The following is a 17,803-nucleotide window of genomic DNA, read 5'->3' as shown; positions in this document are numbered from 1 at the left end:
GGCTGGCACAGTGCAACGCAACAAGTCGCCTCGCGGTGGCTTGGCCTGAGACAACGTTGTCGACGGCGGCCCGGCATGCCGAGCCGCCCCGCGGCAACGTACACAAGAGTCCACGAGGAACCCCATGCAATTCGATCTTCTGGCCATGCTCAGCGACGTGTTCGCCAAGCACGGCGGCCCGGCCCCTGCGGTGGCGCAGACCTACTCGCCCACCGACTTCAGCGTCCATTTCTTCCTGCAGCTGGCGCTCATCATCCTGGCCTGCCGCGTGGTGGGCTGGCTGGGCACCAAGCTGCTGGCGCAGCCGCAGGTGGTGGGCGAGATGATCGCGGGCGTCATCCTGGGCCCATCGCTGTTCGGTTTGTTCGCGCCCGACATCCAGGCGGCCATCTTCCCCAAGGAGATGAAGAACGTCCTGTACTGCGGCGCGCAGCTGGGCGTGGGGCTGTACATGTTCCTCGTCGGCACCACGCTGCGGCTGGATCACTTCGCCACCAAGGCCAGGAGCGCCATCGGCGTGTCCATCTCGGGCATCGCGGCGCCGTTCTTCATCGCCTTCCTGATCACGCCCATGCTGCTGCAGGTGCCGGGGCTGTTCGCCGAGGGCATCTCGGTGGCCAACGCGACGCTGTTCATGGGCGCCTGCATCGCGCTGACGGCCTTCCCGATGCTGGCGCGCATCATCAACGAGCGCGGTCTGGCGAACACCTCGCTGGGCACGCTGTCGCTGACGGCTGGCGCCTTCGACGATGCCGTGTCGTGGTGCGTGCTGGCACTGGTGTTGGCCGCCTTTGGTGCCGGCCCGGGCGTGGCGGTGCTGGCCATCGGCGGCGGCGTCATCTGGGCGGCCTTCGTGCTGATGTTCGGCCGCAAGCTGCTGGCGCCGCTGGGCCGCATGGTCGAGCGCGACGGCCACATGAGCAACACGGTGCTGGGCATCACGCTGATCGCCTTCTGCACGTCGGCCTTCGTCATGGACGCCGTCGGCATCCATGCCATCTTCGGCGGCTTCATCCTGGGCGCCGTCATGCCGCGCGGCCTGTTCGCCGCCGAGCTGAAGAAGAAGGTGGAGCCGCTGACGGTCATCCTGCTGCTGCCGATGTTCTTCACCTACTCGGGCCTGAACACGCGGCTGGACATGATCAATTCCGTGCAGCTGCTGCTGATCGCGCTGGGCGTGCTGGCCGCCTCGGTGCTGGCCAAGTTCGGCGCCTGCTACCTGGCCGCCCGCCTGGCCGGCGAGGACAACCGCACGGCTCTCGGCATCGGCGCGCTGATGAACTCCCGCGGCCTGATGGAGCTCATCATCATCAACATCGGCCTGCAGAAGGGCATCATCGGCCCGGCGCTGTTCTCCATGCTGGTGCTGATGGCCGTCATCACCACCATGATGGCCAGCCCCGTGTTCGAACTGGTCTACGGCAAGAAGGCGCGCGAGTCGGGCGAGCTCGGGGCCGTGCCCGGCAGCCACCCGGCCAGCAGCACGGCCTGAAACTTGCAAGGCTGAACCCAGTCTCTTTGCGCCGCCGTCCGGAGGTGTTCGGCGGTGTTCAAGGGGTGCGGCCCGTGGGCTCACCCCTCTTTTCATGTCCCCCGTTGCCGAGGCCTTGCAGCCATGACCGACATCGCGCCAGGCGGCCTGGCCCGCACCGCTGCGAACCGGGCGTCCTGGAGCGCCTACCCGCCACCCGCCGCGCTGGCCCAGGCCGCCATCACGCGCCGCGAGGGGCCGCCGCGCTTCACGCCGGTGGCGGGCGTCTTCGCCTGCCTGGGCGTGTTCACCGTCATCGCCGTGCTGGCCTACAGCTCGTTCAACCTCGGCGTGCTGCTGGCGCTGGGTTCGTTCGGCTCCACGGCGGTGATGATGTTCACCTTCCCCGAGATCCACTTCTCGCAGCCGCGCAGCGTCGTGGGCGGCCACGTCATCTGCACGGCGGTGGGCCTGGCGGCGCTGGCGCTGTGGGGCCCGGCCTGGTGGGCGCTGGCAACGGCGGCGGCGGTGTCGGTCGCGCTGATGATGCTGGCCCGCTGCATGCACCCGCCGGCGGGCTCCAACCCCATCATCGTGTTCCTGGTGGCGCCGAAGTGGAGCTTCCTGTTCTTCCCCACGCTGGCCGGCGCGCTGACCATGGTGGCCGTGGCAGTGCTCTACCACCGCGCCTGCCGGCGCGAGTACCCGGTGTACTGGTACTGAAGCTCAGGCCAGCAGCCCGGGGAACCGCTGGGCCAGCGCATAGACGAAGCTGGTGCCATAGAACGTCCACGACACGGCAAACACCTTGCTGGCCATCAGCGGGCGCAGCCCCGACAGATAGGCCTTCTGCAGTTGCTGAAGCAGCAGGAACTGCCGGGTTCTTTCCTCGGCGCTGGCCGTTTCCTGGTGGATGCGCCGTTCCAGATCGCTGGCGAGCGTCTTGAAGGATCGCCGCTCCGTGTACCGGCTCGCCAGGCGGGAGCCGAACATCATGACCGTCACGAAATAGGCGGTCATCTGGAAGGCGGGTTGAGGCACGCCCCAGCAGCCCACCGTCGACAGGAACAGCCAGACGCCTTCGTCATTCAGCGCTGCCCAGTAGTCGCGCATGTGGGCCTTGAACGCGCGAAGCGCGTCGTCGATGCGGGGCAGCTCCGCCAGGCTCAGCGGCTGGGTGTCGAGGAAGGCCTGCATTTCGCGGCGTCAGGCGGCTTCGTGGCAGACCGCCTCGATGTTGTGGCCGTCCGGGTCGCGCACGAAGGCGCCGTAATAGTTCGGGTGGTAGTGCGGGCGCAGGCCGGGCGCGCCGTTGTCGGTGCCGCCGGCGGCCAGCGCTTCGCGGTGGAACTCGTCGACCTGCATGCGCGACGTCACGCGGAAGGCGACGTGGATGGGCGGCTGGTTGGGCGTGCCGCGGCTGATCCAGAAATCCGGCTTGGGCGGCTCGCCGAAGCCGGCAACGTCCACGCTGCCCGTCACGGCGGCCGGCAGCTCCGTGATCAATGCGTAGCCGATGGGCGCGAGCGCCCGTTCGTAGAACGCCTTGCTCCTGGTGAAGTCACTGACCGTGACGCCTGTGTGGTCGATCATCAAGCACTCCCTGGTGGTTTTGGCGCCGCATGCTGCCACCGGTGGCGGCTCACGCGCCACCCCAAGGATCCGGCCACTGCCTCCACGTCCGAAGCCAACGGCGCCGCCTCAGGGCTGCAGCAGGCCGGCCGTCGTCAGCGCCAGCCCCAGCCCGGCGCACAGCGCCAGCAGCGGCATCACGCCCAGCTTGAAGCGGAACAGCGCGATGCCCGCGCCCACGGCGATCAGTGCCGACACGCCGTCGAACCGCCCGCCGAAGCCCTGCGGCCACAGCACATGCGCGGCGAAGAACAACGCCAGGTTCAGGATGACGCCGACGACCGCCGCCGTGATGGCCGTCAGCGGCGCCGTGAAGCGCAGCTGGCCGTGCGTGGACTCGATGACCGGCCCGCCGGCCAGGATGAACACGAACGACGGCAGGAAGGTGAAGAACGTGACGACGCACGCGGCCGCCGCGCCGGCGAGGAACAGCGCGTCGGGCCCGAACAGCTGCTTCGTCCAGCCGCCGACGAAGCCGACGAAGGCCACCACCATGATCAGCGGCCCCGGCGTCGTTTCGCCCAGCGCCAGGCCGTCGATCATCTGCGCGCCGGTCAGCCACTGGTGCTGCTCCACGGCGCCCTGGTAGACATAGGGCAGCACCGCGTAGGCGCCGCCGAACGTTAGCAGCGCGGCCTTCGTGAAGAACGCGCCCATCTGCGTCAGCGTGCCCTGCACGCCGCTGGTGAGCGCGAGGCCCGCCATCGCCGCGCCCCACAGGCCGATGCCGACGACGAGCACGCGAACCAACCGGCGGCGCGAGAAGCGCGCATGCGGCGGCGTGGGCGTGTCGTCGTCGATCCGCGCCGGCCCGTTGCCGGCCTTTGCCGCGCCATGACCACCGCCGGGCGCAAAGACCTGCGGCGCATACCGCCCGCCGACATGGCCGATGAGTGCGGCGCCCAGCACGATGAGCGGGAAGGGCGCATCCAGCGCGAACAGCGCGACGAAGGCCGCCGCCGCGATGCCCCACAGCCAGCCGTTCTTCAGCGCCCGCGTGCCGATGCGGTGCGCCGCGTGCACCACCAGCGCCGTCACCGCCGGCTTCAGGCCGTAGAACAGCCCGGCCACGGCCGGCACCGTGCCGAACGCGAGATACAGCCACGACAGCCCGATGAGGATGACGAGCGATGGCAGCACGAACAGCGCGCCGGCCACGAGCCCGCCCGCCGTGCGGTGCATCAGCCAGCCGATGTAGGTGGCCAGCTGCTGCGCCTCGGGGCCCGGCAGCAGCATGCAGTAGTTCAGCGCGTGCAGGAAACGCCGCTCGCTGATCCAGCGGCGCCGTTCCACCAGCTCGGTGTGCATGATGGCGATCTGCCCGGCGGGCCCGCCGAAGCTGATGAAGCCCAGCTTGAGCCAGAAGCGCAGCGCCTGTCCGAAGCCCACGGGCGCGGGGGGCGCTGGAAGCAGGGGGGAGCGGTCGGACATGGTGGCGGGGTGGTGGGCGGCGGGCAGGCCGCAATGTAGCCAGGCTCGGCGGCGCTGATGCCCGGCGTTCAGCGCGCCCGAACGCGTGCAGATCTCGCGCTTGCCGGTTGCGCGAGAGGTTCACTCGCGAACTTGATTGCTTGGGCGTGTGGATCGGCGATAACGTCGCGTCTTGTTTGTTTGTCTCCTCCACCCGCACAGGTGGATTCAACCCTTCGAGCCGGCGCTGCCGACCGAAGGGTTTTTTTCTGGCGGCGCGCGAGGCGACAAAAAAGGGCGCCCGCGGCGCCCCTTGTGTCTGGCCAGGCCCGACGATCAGACCGCCACGACGCGAACCATCTCCAGCACCTTGTTCGAGTAGCCCCACTCGTTGTCGTACCAGGACACCAGCTTCACGAAGGTGCCGTCCAGCGCGATACCGGCTTCGGCGTCGAAGATGGAGGTGCGGGCATCGCCGCGGAAGTCGGTCGCGACGACCTTGTCTTCCGTGTAGCCCAGCACGCCCTTCAGCGCGCCCTGGCTCTGGGCCTTGAACTCGGCGCAGATGTCGGCGTAGCTGGCTTCGTTGTTCAGCTCGACGGTCAGGTCGACGACCGACACGTCGCTGGTGGGCACGCGGAAGGCCATGCCGGTCAGCTTCTTGTTCAGCTCGGGGATGACCTTGCCGACGGCCTTGGCGGCGCCGGTGCTGCTGGGGATGATGTTCTCCAGGATGCCGCGGCCGCCGCGCCAGTCCTTGTTGCTCGGGCCGTCCACGGTCTTCTGCGTGGCGGTGGCCGCATGCACGGTGGTCATCAGGCCGCGCTTGATGCCCCACTTGTCGTTCAGCACCTTGGCCAGCGGGGCCAGGCAGTTGGTCGTGCACGACGCGTTGGAGATGATGGCTTCGCCGGCATACTTGGTGTGGTTCACGCCGAAGACGAACATCGGCGTCTCGTCCTTGGACGGTGCCGAGAAGATGACCTTCTTGGCGCCCGCCGCCAGGTGCTTCTCGCCACCGGCCTTGTCCAGGAAGATGCCGGTGGATTCGATGACGATGTCGGCGCCGGCCTCGGCCCACTTCAGCTCGGACGGATCCTTGATGGCCGTCAGGCGGATCGACTTGCCGTTCACGACCAGCGTGTTGCCCTCGACGGCGACATCACCCTCGAACTTGCCGTGCACGCTGTCGTACTTGAGCATGTAGGCCAGGTAGTCGGGTTCCAGCAGGTCGTTGATCGCGACGACCTCGATGTCCTTGAAGTTCGCGACAGCGGCACGGAACACCATGCGTCCGATGCGGCCGAAGCCGTTGATGCCGATCTTGATGGTCATTGGAAAGTCTCCAGAGCAAAAGAAATTGGGTTCGCGCGGGGCCGCTGATTCTCGGCCATCTGCCGGCGAGGGGGTTTCAGGGCGATTTCAGTCCTGATGAAGCCCGGGATCGCGCATCGCGGCGGGCGAGGGCCGACAGTATGCGGCGTGCAAAGGCCGCCAGCAGCGCGGCGGCCAGTGCGCTGGCGCCAGCCCAGCCCGCCAGGCGCCAGCGCCGGTGCTGCCAGGCGTCCTCGAACTCCCGGTAGCCCAGCAGCTCGCCGTCGGCCGAGGCGATGCGCACGACCTGCTTGTCCAGCAACGTCACCGTCCACGCCAGGCCGCCTCGGTTCAGCGAGCGCTGGCGCATGGTGCCCAGCTGCAGGTCGTCATGGATGCGCAGCGCCCAGTGGCCATCGTGCAGCGGCACCCAGGCGGCCGCCAGCGCCGGCGGGGCCGACTCGCTGTACGGCAGCACCAGCGCCTCGCCCTGCGCGACAGGCTCGGTGGCATAGGTGCCGGTGCGTTGTGTGTGCAGCGTGGCGACGCCCAGCGGCACCACCTCGAAGCTCGGCAGTTCGGTCCAGCACGGCGCGCTGCGCGCGGCCTGCACGCCGCAGGCCAGCGCCACCACCGCCAGGATGCCGACGCAGGCCCACAGCGCCGGCGCCCGCGTGCCGGCCAGCGCATCGGGCGCCAGAACCAGTTGGCCGTGGATCTCCATGGACGACCGTCAACCCAGCTTGATCGTGCCGCAGGGCACGTCGATGAACATCGAAGAGCGCAGCAGGTGCTCGAACTGTTCGCGTTTCAGCGATAGCTCCAGGTCTTCCATCCACGCAATAAAGCTGCGCCGGTTCGGATTGGGCGCGCCCACCTCCGTGACGCGATTGCGCAGTGCCGGGCGGCCCAGTTCGAACTTCACCCGGAATGGGCAGGCCATGGTGTCCAGGTCGAAGTCGACGGGCTTGGCTTGCGCGTTTCTGACCATGCGCAGGAACGGCATGAGGCCGACATCCTTGAACGCGAAGCGTGGACTTTCTGCATTCATCATGTGCAGCTGCTGTTCCATGACGAAACGTTCACCGGGCGCCAGGCAAGGCACGCGGTAGTCCTCCATGTAGCCCACGTAGGCAGCGCGGTGCGAGAGATGGATGGAGGAATAGAGCACCTTGACCTCGGGGGGCTTGTCGGGCGCCGTGAAGGTGAGTTCCAGGACGATGTTGCCGTTCGCGGCATCGGACCTCGTACCGCGGCCGATCTCTCCGCCGCTGAGGCGCAACTGCTTCGTCGGCAGTGTCAGGCAGGCCGCATGGCGCTCGTCGGGAGGCCGTGGGAGGTTCATTGGCTGGGTGGTCCTGGCCTGGCCCGCATCAACAGCCGTGAAGGCAACCTCCTGCAGCACCGACACCGTGCGGCCAGCGGGCCGGCAGGGCAGCAGGAACTGCTGCGCGTAGGCCATGACCGTTTCGCGCTGCTCCCGCGTGCCCTGGCTGTGTACGAGCTTGACCTTGGGAACACTCTCGGCATCCTGGAACGTCAACTCGACGCGAAAGAGACCGTCCTGGCGCCATGCCAGTGAGTCAGCCGGGTACTTCGGCGGCTCGGGCCGCACCAGGCAAGTCAGCAGATCCTCGCCGCTGCTGTCCGCAACGGCAGTGCCTTGTGCGTGAGCGCCCAGCGCGCACGCCCCCAGGGCCCAGGCGATGAGCAGATTGCGCACGTCGACGCTCCTCATTTCAGTTCCAGCACCTGGCACGGCACGTTGACCTTCACGGTCTCGTAGAACAGCGCCGCCTCTTCGGCGGGCGGCAGGTCGAGCGTCAGGCGCTCCAGCCAGCTCAGGAAAGCATGGCGATTGGCGTCGCGGGCACCCGACTCGGACGCCTGGTTGTTCCTGGCCGGCTGGTACATCTGGAGGTCGACCTGGAAGGGGCAGTTCATCGTGCGGGTATCGAACCGGATGCGCAGGGTGTGGGCACCCTTGACCCGCCCCAGGAACTCGTCCAGCTCGAACACCTTGGGCTGAGGGCGCACGGCGCCGGGCGGCGCGGCTTCGAAAATCTGTTCGTGCCAGGTGCCCAGCTTCGTCCGGCCATCGGGGCAGGCCTGGTAGCGGCGGACGTAGCGCCGCGCGTCCATCGCGAAGATCGCGGCGCCCGTGCGGTGCTCGATCTCCACCTCGGGAGGCTCGCCGGCCTGCAGGAAGCGGAACTTGAACAGCACCTTGGACGGGGCAGGGGGCTGCTGGCTCACGGGCAGGCCGCCGGCCGGCTTCACATGGCAGAGCGGCTCACCGGGCGCCTGCCGCTTCGTCCCCCACGGCCAGGCCTCGCCGGCCTCCAGCGTGCCCGTGCCGGGCGCCCACCAGAACTCCTGCACGACGGCTTGCCGGGCCGGGCTTTCGAGGCAGGGCATGCGCGATTCGCGCAGCGCCGACGCCAGCAAGTCGGCCGCGGCGTCATCGCCCTTCCACAGCCAGGTGACCGTGGGCGGCGCATCGGCGGCCGTGAAGACCAGCCGGGCCCGCAGCAACCGCGGCTCGCCGTCGGCGGGCGCCGCGGCGTTTAGCGCCGTCGGCAATTGCACCTTCAGGCAGGCCAGGTGTGCCGCCGACTTGTCGACCAAGTCGCGGCCCGGTGCTGCCACCTCAGAGGCATGAGCGGCGCCAGTCCACGCCATTGCCAGACCGGCGCAAGAAGCGGTCAACAACCGCCGGATGCTGATGTGCATCTTGATTCCTCCCGGCGCGCATGATGGCAGGCTCCGGGAGGCTTCAGGCCGCTGATGCAGTGAGTTAGTTACTTCTTCTTCAGCACGGCCTTCACGGTCGCCGCCACGTTCTCCGGCGTGAAGCCGAAGTGCTTGAACAGCACCGGCGCCGGCGCCGATTCCCCGAAGGTGTCGATGCCGACGACGGCGTCCACGCCGTACTTCCACCAGAAGTCGCTGACGCCCATTTCCACGGCCACGCGCGGCAGGCCCTTGGGCAGCACGCTCTTCTTGTAGTCCTTGTCCTGGCGGTCGAACACGTTGGTGGATGGCATCGAGACGACGCGCACCTTCACGCCTTCGTCGGCCAGCAGCTTCTGCGCGGCCAGCGCCAGCTGCACCTCGGAGCCGGTGGCGATGATGACGGCCTTGGCCTTGCCCTTGGCCGGCTCGGCCAGCACGTAGGCGCCCTTGGCGATCTCGTCCACGTTGGTCTTGGGCGAATAGGCCAGGTTCTGGCGGGAGAGCGCCAGCAGGCTGGGGCGCTGCGCGTTGCCCAGCGCCATGGTCCAGGCGACGACGGTTTCGGTCGTGTCGGCCGGGCGCCAGACGTCCAGGCCCGGGATCAGGCGCAGGCTGGCGACGTGCTCGATGGACTGGTGCGTCGGGCCGTCTTCGCCCAGGCCGATGGAGTCGTGCGTCATCACGTGGACGACGCGCGTCTTCATCAGCGCGGCCATGCGGATGGCGTTGCGGCTGTAGTCGCTGAACGTCAGGAAGGTGCCGCCGTAGGGGATGAAGCCGCCGTGCAGCGCGATGCCGTTCATGATCGCGGCCATGCCGAACTCGCGCACGCCGTAGTTGATGTGGCGGCCGTTGTTGGGCGTGCCCTTGTCGTCGAAGCGCAGGTTGGGCGTCGAGCTGGTGTTGGTCAGGTTGGAGCCGGTCAGGTCGGCGCTGCCGCCCAGCATCTCGGGCAGCTTGGCCGTGAAGGCTTCCAGCGCGATCTGGCTGGCCTTGCGGCTGGCCACGGTCTGCGCGTCGGCGTGTGCCTTGACGACGGCGTCGACGGCGATCTGCGCGAAGTCGGCGGGCAGCACGCCGGCCATGCGGCGCTGGAACTCGGCGGCCAGCTCGGGGTGGGCCTCGGCGTAGGCGTCGAAGCGCACGTCCCACTCGCTCTCGGCGCGGTCGCCGGCGGACTTGTGGTCCCACGCGGTGTAGACCTCGGCCGGGATGACGAAGGGCTCATGCGCCCAGCCGATGGCCTCGCGGGTCAGCTTGATCTCTTCGGCGCCCAGCGGCTCGCCGTGGGCCTTGCTGGTGTTGGCGCGGTTGGGCGAGCCCTTGCCGATGTGGGTCTTGGCGATGACCAGCGTGGGCTTGTCGGTGCTCTTCTTGGCCTGGCCGATGGCGTCGTCGACGGCATCCACGTCATGGCCGTCCACCGGGCCGATGACGTTCCAGCCATAGGCCTGGAAGCGCTTGGCGGTGTCGTCGCCGAACCAGGGCGCCACCTGACCGTCGATGGAGATGCCGTTGTCGTCGTAGATGGCGATCAGCTTGTTCAGCTTCCACGCGGCGGCCAGCGCGGCGGCTTCGTGCGAGATGCCTTCCATCAGGCAGCCGTCGCCCAGGAACACGTAGGTGTGGTGGTCGACGATCTGGTGGCCGTCGCGATTGAAGTCGCGGGCCAGCAGCTTCTCGGCCAGCGCCAGGCCCACGGCGTTGGTGATGCCCTGGCCCAGCGGGCCGGTGGTCGTCTCGACGCCGGCGGTGATGCCCACTTCGGGGTGGCCCGGCGTCTTGCTGTGCAGCTGGCGGAAGGCCTTCAGCTCCTCGATGGGCAGCTCGTAGCCCGTCAGGTGCAGCAGCGCGTAGATCAGCATGGAGCCGTGGCCGTTGGACAGCACGAAGCGGTCACGGTCGGCCCAGTGCGGGTTGGCCGGGTTGTGCTTGAGGTGGCGCGCCCACAGCGCGACGCCGATCTCGGCCATGCCCATGGGGGCGCCCGGGTGGCCCGAGTTGGCGGCCTGCACGGCGTCCATCGCCAGCGCGCGGATCGCGTTGGCCATGAGGGTGGGGGAGGCGGTCGATGCGGTCATGGCCGGGGCTTTCTTGGGCTGGTGGAGCAAAACGCGGGATTTTACGGGGGTGGCTTTGCGGGCCTTGATCCAACGCAAGGCCGCCGCGTCGTGGCGGAGCGACGCTTGCGCCATGTTTCCTTCGCCCATGCCCCTGGCCGTGCGCGTCATCCGCGCCGAGCACGACGCCCTCGCGGCCATGCTGCGCACGGTGCCGCTGCTGCTGGAGGCGCAGCGCCACGCCGGCGCCGCGCCGGACTTCGGCGCGCTGCGGGCCATGCTGTTCTACGTCGACGAATTCCCTGAACGTCTGCATCACAAAAAGGAAAGCGAGCTGCTGTTCCCGCGGCTGCGCGCGCTGGCGCCGGCGCTGCGCGACACGCTGGACGACCTGGAGGCCGACCACGCCCAGGGCGAGCGCGCCATCCGCGCGCTACAGCACAGCCTGCTGGCCTGGGAGCAGATGGGCGAGAGCCGGCGCGACAAGTTCACCGAGCAGTTGCGCGTGTACTCGGCGCGCTACCTGCGGCACATGAAGCGCGAGGAAACCGAGATCCTGCCGCGCGCGGCCGAGGTGTTCAGCGCCGACGACTGGGCCGAACTGGACGAGGCCTTCGGCAGCCACCAGGATCCGCTGGCCCCGCGCCCCGGCCAGTCGGTGGATGCCGCCTACGCGCCGCTGCGCGAGCGCATCCTGGCGGCGCTGCCGGCGCCGTTTGGCTGGGGGCCTAGCCTGCGCTCCTGAGCACGCGCAGCCGCTCGCTGGCCAGCCATTCGGCGGGCGGGCGGCTGAGCAGCTCGCGCAGCGCGTCGACGTCCAGCCCGGGGTCGGCGCTGATGACGCCCACCCAGCGGTCACGGCCCGCGCGCTTGGCTTCGTAGAGCGCACCGTCGGCCACGTCGATGAGGGTGCTCCAGTCCAGCGCCTGCGGATGGGCGGCGCTGAGCGGGAAACAGGCGAAGCCGATGGAGCAGCTGCGCGTCAGCGTCTGGCCGTCGGGCAGCTCGAAGGGCCGGCCGCAGACGGCGCGGCGCATGCGCTCGGCCAGGTCGGCCGCGTGCTCGCGCGAGCCGTCGCGCGCCACGACGAGGAACTCCTCGCCGCCCCAGCGCACCACGTGGTCGCTGTCGCGGCAGACCTCGCGCAGCCGTTCGCGCATCTGCACCAGCACCGCGTCGCCGGCCGAGTGGCCGTGGCGGTCGTTGACGAGCTTGAAGTGGTCCACGTCCACCAGCATGAAGACCAGGTCGCCGTTGTCCGACGGCGCGCCGTCGGCGGCATGGCGGCGCAGCGCCACGGCGATGTCGGCGTCGATGTGCTGGGTCAGGTAGCGGCGGTTGTGCAGGCCGGTCAGCGGGTCGCTGAGGCTGGACTCCTTCAGCGCCTCCGACAGCGCCTCCAGCTCGGCCGTGCGCTCCTGCACGCGCCGCTCCAGCTCGGCCTGGCGGCGCTCCAGCGCGCGTGTGCGCCACTGCACCAGGCCGTAGACGCCCAGCACGGCCAGCAGCCCGCCCAGCAGCCGGGCCCACCAGGTCTGCCACCAAGCGGGCTGCACCTCCACGTCGATCAGCAGCGGCCGGTCGGTCCAGTCGCCCAGGCGGTTGCTGCCCTGCACCTGCAGCGTGTAGCGGCCGGGGGAGAGGTTGGCGTAGCTGGCCAGGCGCAGTTCGGCGCCGGTGGTGATCCAGTCGTCGTCGTAGCCCAGCAGCCGGTAGCGGTAGAGGTTCTGGGCCGGCGCGCTGTAGTCCAGCGATGCGAACTCCACCGAGAACGCGCGCTGCTGGGATGTCAGCGTCAGCCCCTCGCGCAGCAGGCCCAGCGGCTGGCGCCGGCTGTCGATGCGCAGTTCCGTCACGACGATGGGCGGCTGGAAATCCCAGCGGCTGAAATGACGCGGCTCCGCCACGAGCAGCCCGGTGCTGCCGCCGAACAGCATGCGCCCGTCGGCCAGTTGGCCGTAGGCGCGGAACCAGCCGGTGCCGATGTCCACGCCGTCGATGCGGCCGAACTCGGTGTAGAGCCCGGCGGCAGGATCGAACATGCCGCGGTGCGTCCAGATGCGGCCCTGGCCGTCGGCCAGCAAGTTGGCGCCGAAGCTGCGGTCCTGCGCGCCGCCGCGGTGCAGGCCCACGCGCTCGAACGCCCCGCCAGGCTGGCGGCGGAACAGGCCGGCGCTGGTGTCCGCCCACAGCGTGCCGTGCCGGTCCATCAGCAGGCCCAGCACACTCTCCTGGGGCAGGCCGGCGCCGGCCGGTTGGAGCGCGCCGTCGGCGAGCCGGAACAGCCCCGCCTCGGCACCTACCCACAGCTGGCCGTCGGCGGTCTCGACCAGCGCGTTGACGTTGCCGTCCAGGCGCCGGCCGCCGGCCAGTGGCAGGCGGTCCAGCTCGGCGGCGCCGGGCGCCAGCCGGTGCAGGCCGTCGGCGGTGCCTACCCACAGCGTGCCGTCGCGGCCGGCGAGCAGCCGGCGCACGCGCGCCTGGGCCGTGGAGCGCACTTCGCGCAGGCGGCGCTGAGCGTCGAAGTGGTACAGCTCGCCGCTCTCGGTGCCGGCCCAGACGCTGCCGTCGCGGGCCTGGGCCAGTGCGGCGACGAGGCCGTTGAAATGCGCGTCGGGCCGGATGGCGGCGGTCAGGCGCAGCTGCGGGTCCAGCACGGCGATGCCGCGCTCCAGCGTGCCCAGCCAGATCTCGCCGTTGCCCAGCTGCAGCACGCTGCGCACGTCGGTGTCGGCCAGCGGGCTGGCGGGATCGTCGTCCTGGCGGCGCACCCACAGCGCCTGGTTCTCGGGGTCGTAGCGCTGCAGGCCGCCGCCGTAGCCGCCCACCCACAACGTGCCGGCGCGGTCGCGCAGCAGCGCGTGGAAGTCGGTGCCGCCCAGCGTCCATGGGCGGCGCTGGTTGCGCTTGAGGAGCTGCAGCAGCCGCCCGTCGGTGGCACGCAGCTCCACGCCGGTGACGCGGCCCACCCACACCTCGCCCTCGCCCACGCTCAGCAGGCTCAGCACCGGCGAGGGCCGCGCGCCGTCGCCGGCCGCCAGCGCCTGCGGTGCGGCGTGGCCGTCGCGGTCCAGCAGCAGCAGCCGGCCGTCGCGCGTGCCGACCCAGATGCGGCCGTCGCTGCCCTGGGCCAGCGCGTTGACGGCCCAGTCGCCCGCCACCGGCTCGAAGCGCTGGGCGCCGGCGCGCAGCCGCGCCAGGCCGTGCCAGGTGCCGGCCCAGAGGTCGCCGTCGCGGTCCACCAGCAGCGCGCCGATGTGGTTGTCCGGCAGGCCGCTGCCGGCGCCGGCGCGGAAATGCTCGAAGCGGCCCGTGGTCGGGTCCAGCCGGTCCAGGCCCGCCAGCAGGCCCACCCAGATGCGGCCGTCGTGCGCGCGTGCCAGCCGCTGAACGCTGCCGGGCGAGATGGAATGCGGCACGGCCGGGTCGTGCTGGAGGTAGGTCCAGCGCTCGGCCTGCGAGTCGAAGCGGGCCAGGCCCTCGCTGGCGCTGCCGGCCCACAGCACGCCGCCGCGGTCGGCCAGCAGCGCGCGCAGGAAGCGGTTGGCGCGGCTGCCGGGCCGCGCGTCGTCGGTCATCGGGTAGGTCTTGGTCTGGTAGCCGTCGTAGCGCACCAGGCCCACGCTGGTGCCCACCCAGATCAGGCCGCCCTCGTCCTGGGCCAGCGCGGTGACGATGCCGTCGACGATGCCCGCGGTGCCGCTGGCTGTCACGAAGCGCGGCTCGGACATGGGGTCGCGCCCGGCGGCCGCCAATGGCAGGGCCAGGCAGCAGATCAGCAGCAGCGGGGCGAGCGGCAGACGCATCGACGCGGTCATCGTTCCAGAGGGGCGGCGAGCGTAGCAGGCCCGCCCGCCTGGACGCCCGGCGTCAGACGGTCTTGAGCCGCTCGGCCACCGACGTCGCCAGCTTGAGCCGCCCCGTCGCGGCCCATTCGTCCAGGCGGCGGCGCGTGTCGTCCAGCAGCTGTGCCGCATTGGCGGCCTCGGCGTCGACCAGGCCCACCCAGGCGTTGCGGCCCACGTCCTTGGCCTCGTAGAGCGCCGCGTCGGCGAGGTCGATGGCGGCGTGCCAGTCCAGCGTCCCCGGCAGCCGCGTGCACAGCGGGAAGGCGCTGAAGCCCACCGAGCAGGTCAGCGCGAGGCGGAAGTCACCGGCCACCTCGAAGGGCTGGGCGGCGATGGCCTGGCGGGCGCGCTCGGCCAGCTCGGCCGCGCGCCCGCGCGGCGTGCCGCGGGCGACGATGAGGAACTCCTCGCCGCCCCAGCGCACCAGGTAGTCGGTCGCGCGGAACACCTGCTCCAGCCGGCCGCGCATCTGCGTCAGCACGGCGTCGCCGGCCATGTGGCCGTGGGCGTCGTTGATGCGCTTGAAGTGGTCGATGTCGACGAGGAAGAACAGCAGGTCCTGCTCGCTGCCGCCGGGGCTGGGGATGTGCGCGATGGGCTCGTAGTGGCGCTGCGCCAGCGCCACGTCGGCGGGCATCTGGCGGTCCAGGAAGCGGCGGTTGCGCAGGCCGGTCAGCGGGTCGGTGAGGCTGGCCTCCTCCAGCTCGATGGACTTGGCGGTCAGCGCGGCGGTGGCGGCCTCCAGCGCCTCGGTGCGTTCGTGCACGCGCGCCTCCAGCACGCGCTGGCGGCGCAGCAGCCAGCGCGTGCGCATGCGCACGATGCCGGCCACGGCGGCGAGCGCGGCCAGCACGGCCAGCGCGCGCGCCCACAGCGTCTGCCACCAGGCGGCGCGCACATGCACCTCCAGCTGCAGTTCCGCGGGGCCCCACACGCCGTCGCGGTTGCTGCCCTGCACGTGCAGCCGGTAGTGGCCGGGCGACAGGTTGGTGTAGGTGGCGATGCGGCCCAGGCTGCCGTCCACCCAGCCGCTGTCCAGCCCCTGCAGCCGGTAGCGGTAGCGGTTGCGGCCGGGCTGGCTGTAGTCCAGCGCGGCGAAGGACAGGCTGAACGCGCGCTCGCCCGGCGCCAGCTCCAGCTTGGCCCCGTCGGCGGGCAGCGGGCGCTCCTCGCCATCCACGCGCAGCTCGGCCGCCACCAGCGGCGGCTTGTAGGCCCAGGGCGAGAAGCGGTCGGGCGCGATGACCAGCAGCCCGCGCGCGCCGCCGAACAGCATGCGGCCGTCATCCAGCTTTTCGTAGGCGCGGAACCAGCCGGTGCCCAGGTCGGCGCCGTCGGCGGCGCCCAGTTCGCGGCGCTCGCCGGTGCGCGGGTCGAACATGTTGCGCTGCGACCAGATGCGGCCCTGCTTGTCGAACAGCAGGTTGGCGCCGAACGCACCGCCGGCGTCGGACGCGGCGACTGCCTCGAAGCGCGCCTGCGCGCCCTTGCTGTCCACCATGCGATGCAGGCCGGTGCCGGTGTCCACCCACAGCCGGCCGGCGAGGTCCACGGCCATGCCCAGCACGGTCTGGCCGGTCAGGCCCTTGGTCTCCACCCATTCGGCGATGGGCTCCTCGTCGCCGGGGCGGGCGATGCGGAACAGCCCCGCCGCGCCGCCGGCCCACAGGCTGCCGTCGGGCAGCCGCGCGAATGCGTTGACCTCGCCGGTGCCGCCCACCAGCCCGGCGGTGGGGATGGGGCGCATCTGCGGCTGGCGCGGCGACCAGCGCAGCAGGCCGTCCAGCGTGGCGATCCACAGCGCGCCGTCGTCGCTGGCGTGGAAGCGCCGCGGCACCGCGTTGCCGCTGCGCAGCGTCTCCTTCCAGCGGCCCTGCTCGTCGAAGCGCAGCAGCTGCGTGTCGATGGCCACCCAGACCGAGCCGTCCTGCGTCTGCGCCATCGCGTTGACGCGCCCGGCCGGCAGGCCCGCGGTGCCCGGGATGATGTGGGCCAGCGGCTGCAGCTCGCGGTCGCGGCGCTCGATGCCACCGGCCAGCGTGCCCAGCCAGATCTCGCCGCTCTTGAGCTGCAGGATGCTGCGCACGTCCAGCGCGGCGGGGCCCATGGCCTCGCGCACCATGGACAGGCCCGGCAGCGACGGCACGTGCCGCATCAGCCCGCCGCCGTAGCTGCCGGCCCAGATGGTGCCGGACGGGTCGCGCAGCAGCGCGCGCACGTCGCTGCGCGGCGCGGTGGCGGGCAGGCGCTCGATGAGGGCGCCGTCGACCGCGCGGCGGCGCGACAGGCCCGACGCGTCGCCGAACCACAGCTCGTCGGGGTCGGGCTGCGCCATCGCCATGACGGGCCAGACGCTGGCGCCGTCGGCCTGCGCGCCGGCGCTGAAGGGCAGCAGCTGGCCGGCGGTGGACAGCGCGCGCAGCCGGCCCTGGGCCGTGCCGGCGATGATGCGGCCGTCCAGCGTCTCGGCCAGCAGCGTGACGAGCTGGTCGGACAGGCCAACGTCCAGCGTCTCGATGGGGCCGTCGGGCGCCTTGCGCGCCAGGCCGCGCCAGGTGCCTATCCACAGCGTGCCCTGACGGTCCACCAGCAGCGTCTGCACGCGCGGGTCGGGCAGGCCGTCCTCCTTGCCGCGGTGGTGGGTGAAGCGCTCGCGCTTGACGTCGAAACGGTCCAGCCCGCCGCTGCCGCCCAGCCACAGCGTGCCGTCCTTCTCCAGCGCCAGCGTGCGCACGGTGTTGGCGGCGGGAGCGGTCTCGTCGGCCGAGCTGCCGTCGCGGGCCCAGCGGGCCCACTGGCCGGTGGCCATGTCCAGGCGCACCAGGCCGCTGTTGCCGGCGGCCACCCACATCCAGCCGCGCGGGTCGGGCAGCATGGCGCGCACGAACTGCTCGGGCAGCAGCGTGCCGTCGGGTGCGGCCAGCGCGTGGTGCTTGAAGGTGTAGCCGTCGAAGCGCAGCAGGCCCTCGGGCGAGCCGGCCCACAGCAGGCCGCGGGCGTCCAGCGCCAGCGCGGAAACGACGTTGTCCCGCACGGCGCCCGACTCGCCAATCGGCTCGAAGCGCGGCACGACGGCCTGGGCCGTCGCCAGCCCCAGCAGCATCAGCAGGCTTGCGGCCCCTCTCTTGATGGACACCCTCATGGCGCGGCATTCTCTGCGACGCCGCTGGCACGCCATGCCGGCACAAGCCCGCAGGGGAAAACTCCCGTCCGTGCCGCGCTGCCGTGAACTAAATCGCGGGCACCGCTTGTTTTATCAAATATGAAGAATCATTTTTATCAAATGAAGGCAGACTAGGGCTCAGCCCGGTGCCCTCCTGAGGTGTCTTCCG

The 17,803-nt window shown here is 70.8% G+C and carries 13 protein-coding genes; 3 read left to right on the top strand and 10 right to left on the bottom strand.

From position 1 onward, the window contains the following. Positions 1–124: 124 nt before the first annotated feature. Both ACG04Q_RS02730 and ACG04Q_RS02725 read left to right on the top strand, forming a co-directional pair. Entirely contained in the window at positions 125–1,492 is a 1,368-nt protein-coding gene (locus tag ACG04Q_RS02730) for a cation:proton antiporter (protein WP_394509281.1), read from the top strand. A 123-nt stretch (positions 1,493–1,615) separates the two neighbouring features. Then, positions 1,616–2,194 carry an HPP family protein gene (locus ACG04Q_RS02725; RefSeq protein WP_394509280.1) on the top strand — a complete coding sequence of 193 codons (579 nt, stop codon included), beginning with the start codon at positions 1,616–1,618 and terminating at the stop codon, positions 2,192–2,194. 3 nt (positions 2,195–2,197) lie between these two features. On the opposite strand, the gene ACG04Q_RS02720 is transcribed toward ACG04Q_RS02725, so the two are convergent. The 8 genes from ACG04Q_RS02720 to tkt form a co-directional block, all read right to left on the bottom strand. After that, complete coding sequence (locus ACG04Q_RS02720) at positions 2,198–2,668, bottom strand: hypothetical protein (protein WP_394509279.1); 471 nt, start codon at positions 2,666–2,668, stop codon at positions 2,198–2,200. 9 nt (positions 2,669–2,677) lie between these two features. Beyond that, entirely contained in the window at positions 2,678–3,064 is a 387-nt protein-coding gene (locus ACG04Q_RS02715) for a VOC family protein (protein WP_394509278.1), read from the bottom strand. A gap of 108 nt (positions 3,065–3,172) precedes the next feature. Then, positions 3,173–4,534, bottom strand: a complete 1,362-nt coding sequence (gene chrA, locus ACG04Q_RS02710) for a chromate efflux transporter (protein WP_394509277.1) — start codon at positions 4,532–4,534, stop codon at positions 3,173–3,175. Positions 4,535–4,849: 315 nt separating this feature from the next. Then, on the bottom strand, positions 4,850–5,848 hold the full coding sequence (gap, locus tag ACG04Q_RS02705) for a type I glyceraldehyde-3-phosphate dehydrogenase (RefSeq protein ID WP_394509276.1): 999 nt from the start codon (positions 5,846–5,848) through the stop codon (positions 4,850–4,852). Positions 5,849–5,924: 76 nt separating this feature from the next. Beyond that, positions 5,925–6,551 (bottom strand): hypothetical protein, encoded by a 627-nt coding sequence (locus ACG04Q_RS02700; protein ID WP_394509275.1) that lies wholly within the window; start codon positions 6,549–6,551, stop codon positions 5,925–5,927. A gap of 9 nt (positions 6,552–6,560) precedes the next feature. After that, on the bottom strand, positions 6,561–7,550 hold the full coding sequence (locus ACG04Q_RS02695; RefSeq protein WP_394509274.1) for a hypothetical protein: 990 nt from the start codon (positions 7,548–7,550) through the stop codon (positions 6,561–6,563). Positions 7,551–7,561: 11 nt separating this feature from the next. Beyond that, a complete protein-coding gene (locus tag ACG04Q_RS02690) occupies positions 7,562–8,410 on the bottom strand; it encodes a hypothetical protein (protein WP_394509273.1) in 849 nt (282 codons plus the stop codon). A 218-nt stretch (positions 8,411–8,628) separates the two neighbouring features. Continuing rightward, positions 8,629–10,644, bottom strand: coding sequence for a transketolase (gene tkt / locus ACG04Q_RS02685; RefSeq protein ID WP_394509272.1), 2,016 nt, complete (start codon positions 10,642–10,644; stop codon positions 8,629–8,631). Positions 10,645–10,756: 112 nt separating this feature from the next. On the opposite strand from tkt, the gene ACG04Q_RS02680 reads away from it, so the two are divergent. Then, a complete protein-coding gene (locus ACG04Q_RS02680; RefSeq protein ID WP_394509271.1) occupies positions 10,757–11,368 on the top strand; it encodes a hemerythrin domain-containing protein in 612 nt (203 codons plus the stop codon). Here ACG04Q_RS02680 and ACG04Q_RS02675 read toward each other — a convergent pair. Together ACG04Q_RS02675 and ACG04Q_RS02670 are read right to left on the bottom strand one after the other, a co-directional pair. Continuing rightward, the gene (locus ACG04Q_RS02675; RefSeq protein ID WP_394509270.1) at positions 11,352–14,429 is read right to left on the bottom strand and encodes a two-component regulator propeller domain-containing protein; all 3,078 of its coding nucleotides are present in this window, start codon (positions 14,427–14,429) and stop codon (positions 11,352–11,354) included. The two genes, ACG04Q_RS02680 and ACG04Q_RS02675, sit on opposite strands and share 17 nt — an antisense overlap. Before the next feature lie 64 nt (positions 14,430–14,493). Beyond that, entirely contained in the window at positions 14,494–17,613 is a 3,120-nt protein-coding gene (locus ACG04Q_RS02670) for a diguanylate cyclase (RefSeq protein ID WP_394509269.1), read from the bottom strand. Positions 17,614–17,803 lie beyond the last annotated feature (190 nt).

The organism is Pelomonas lactea (genome assembly GCF_043555885.1).
Lineage (GTDB): Bacteria > Pseudomonadota > Gammaproteobacteria > Burkholderiales > Burkholderiaceae_C > Pelomonas > Pelomonas lactea.
The sequence above is the reverse complement of the archived record's forward strand: the minus strand, read 5'-3'. Positions and strand labels throughout refer to the sequence as shown.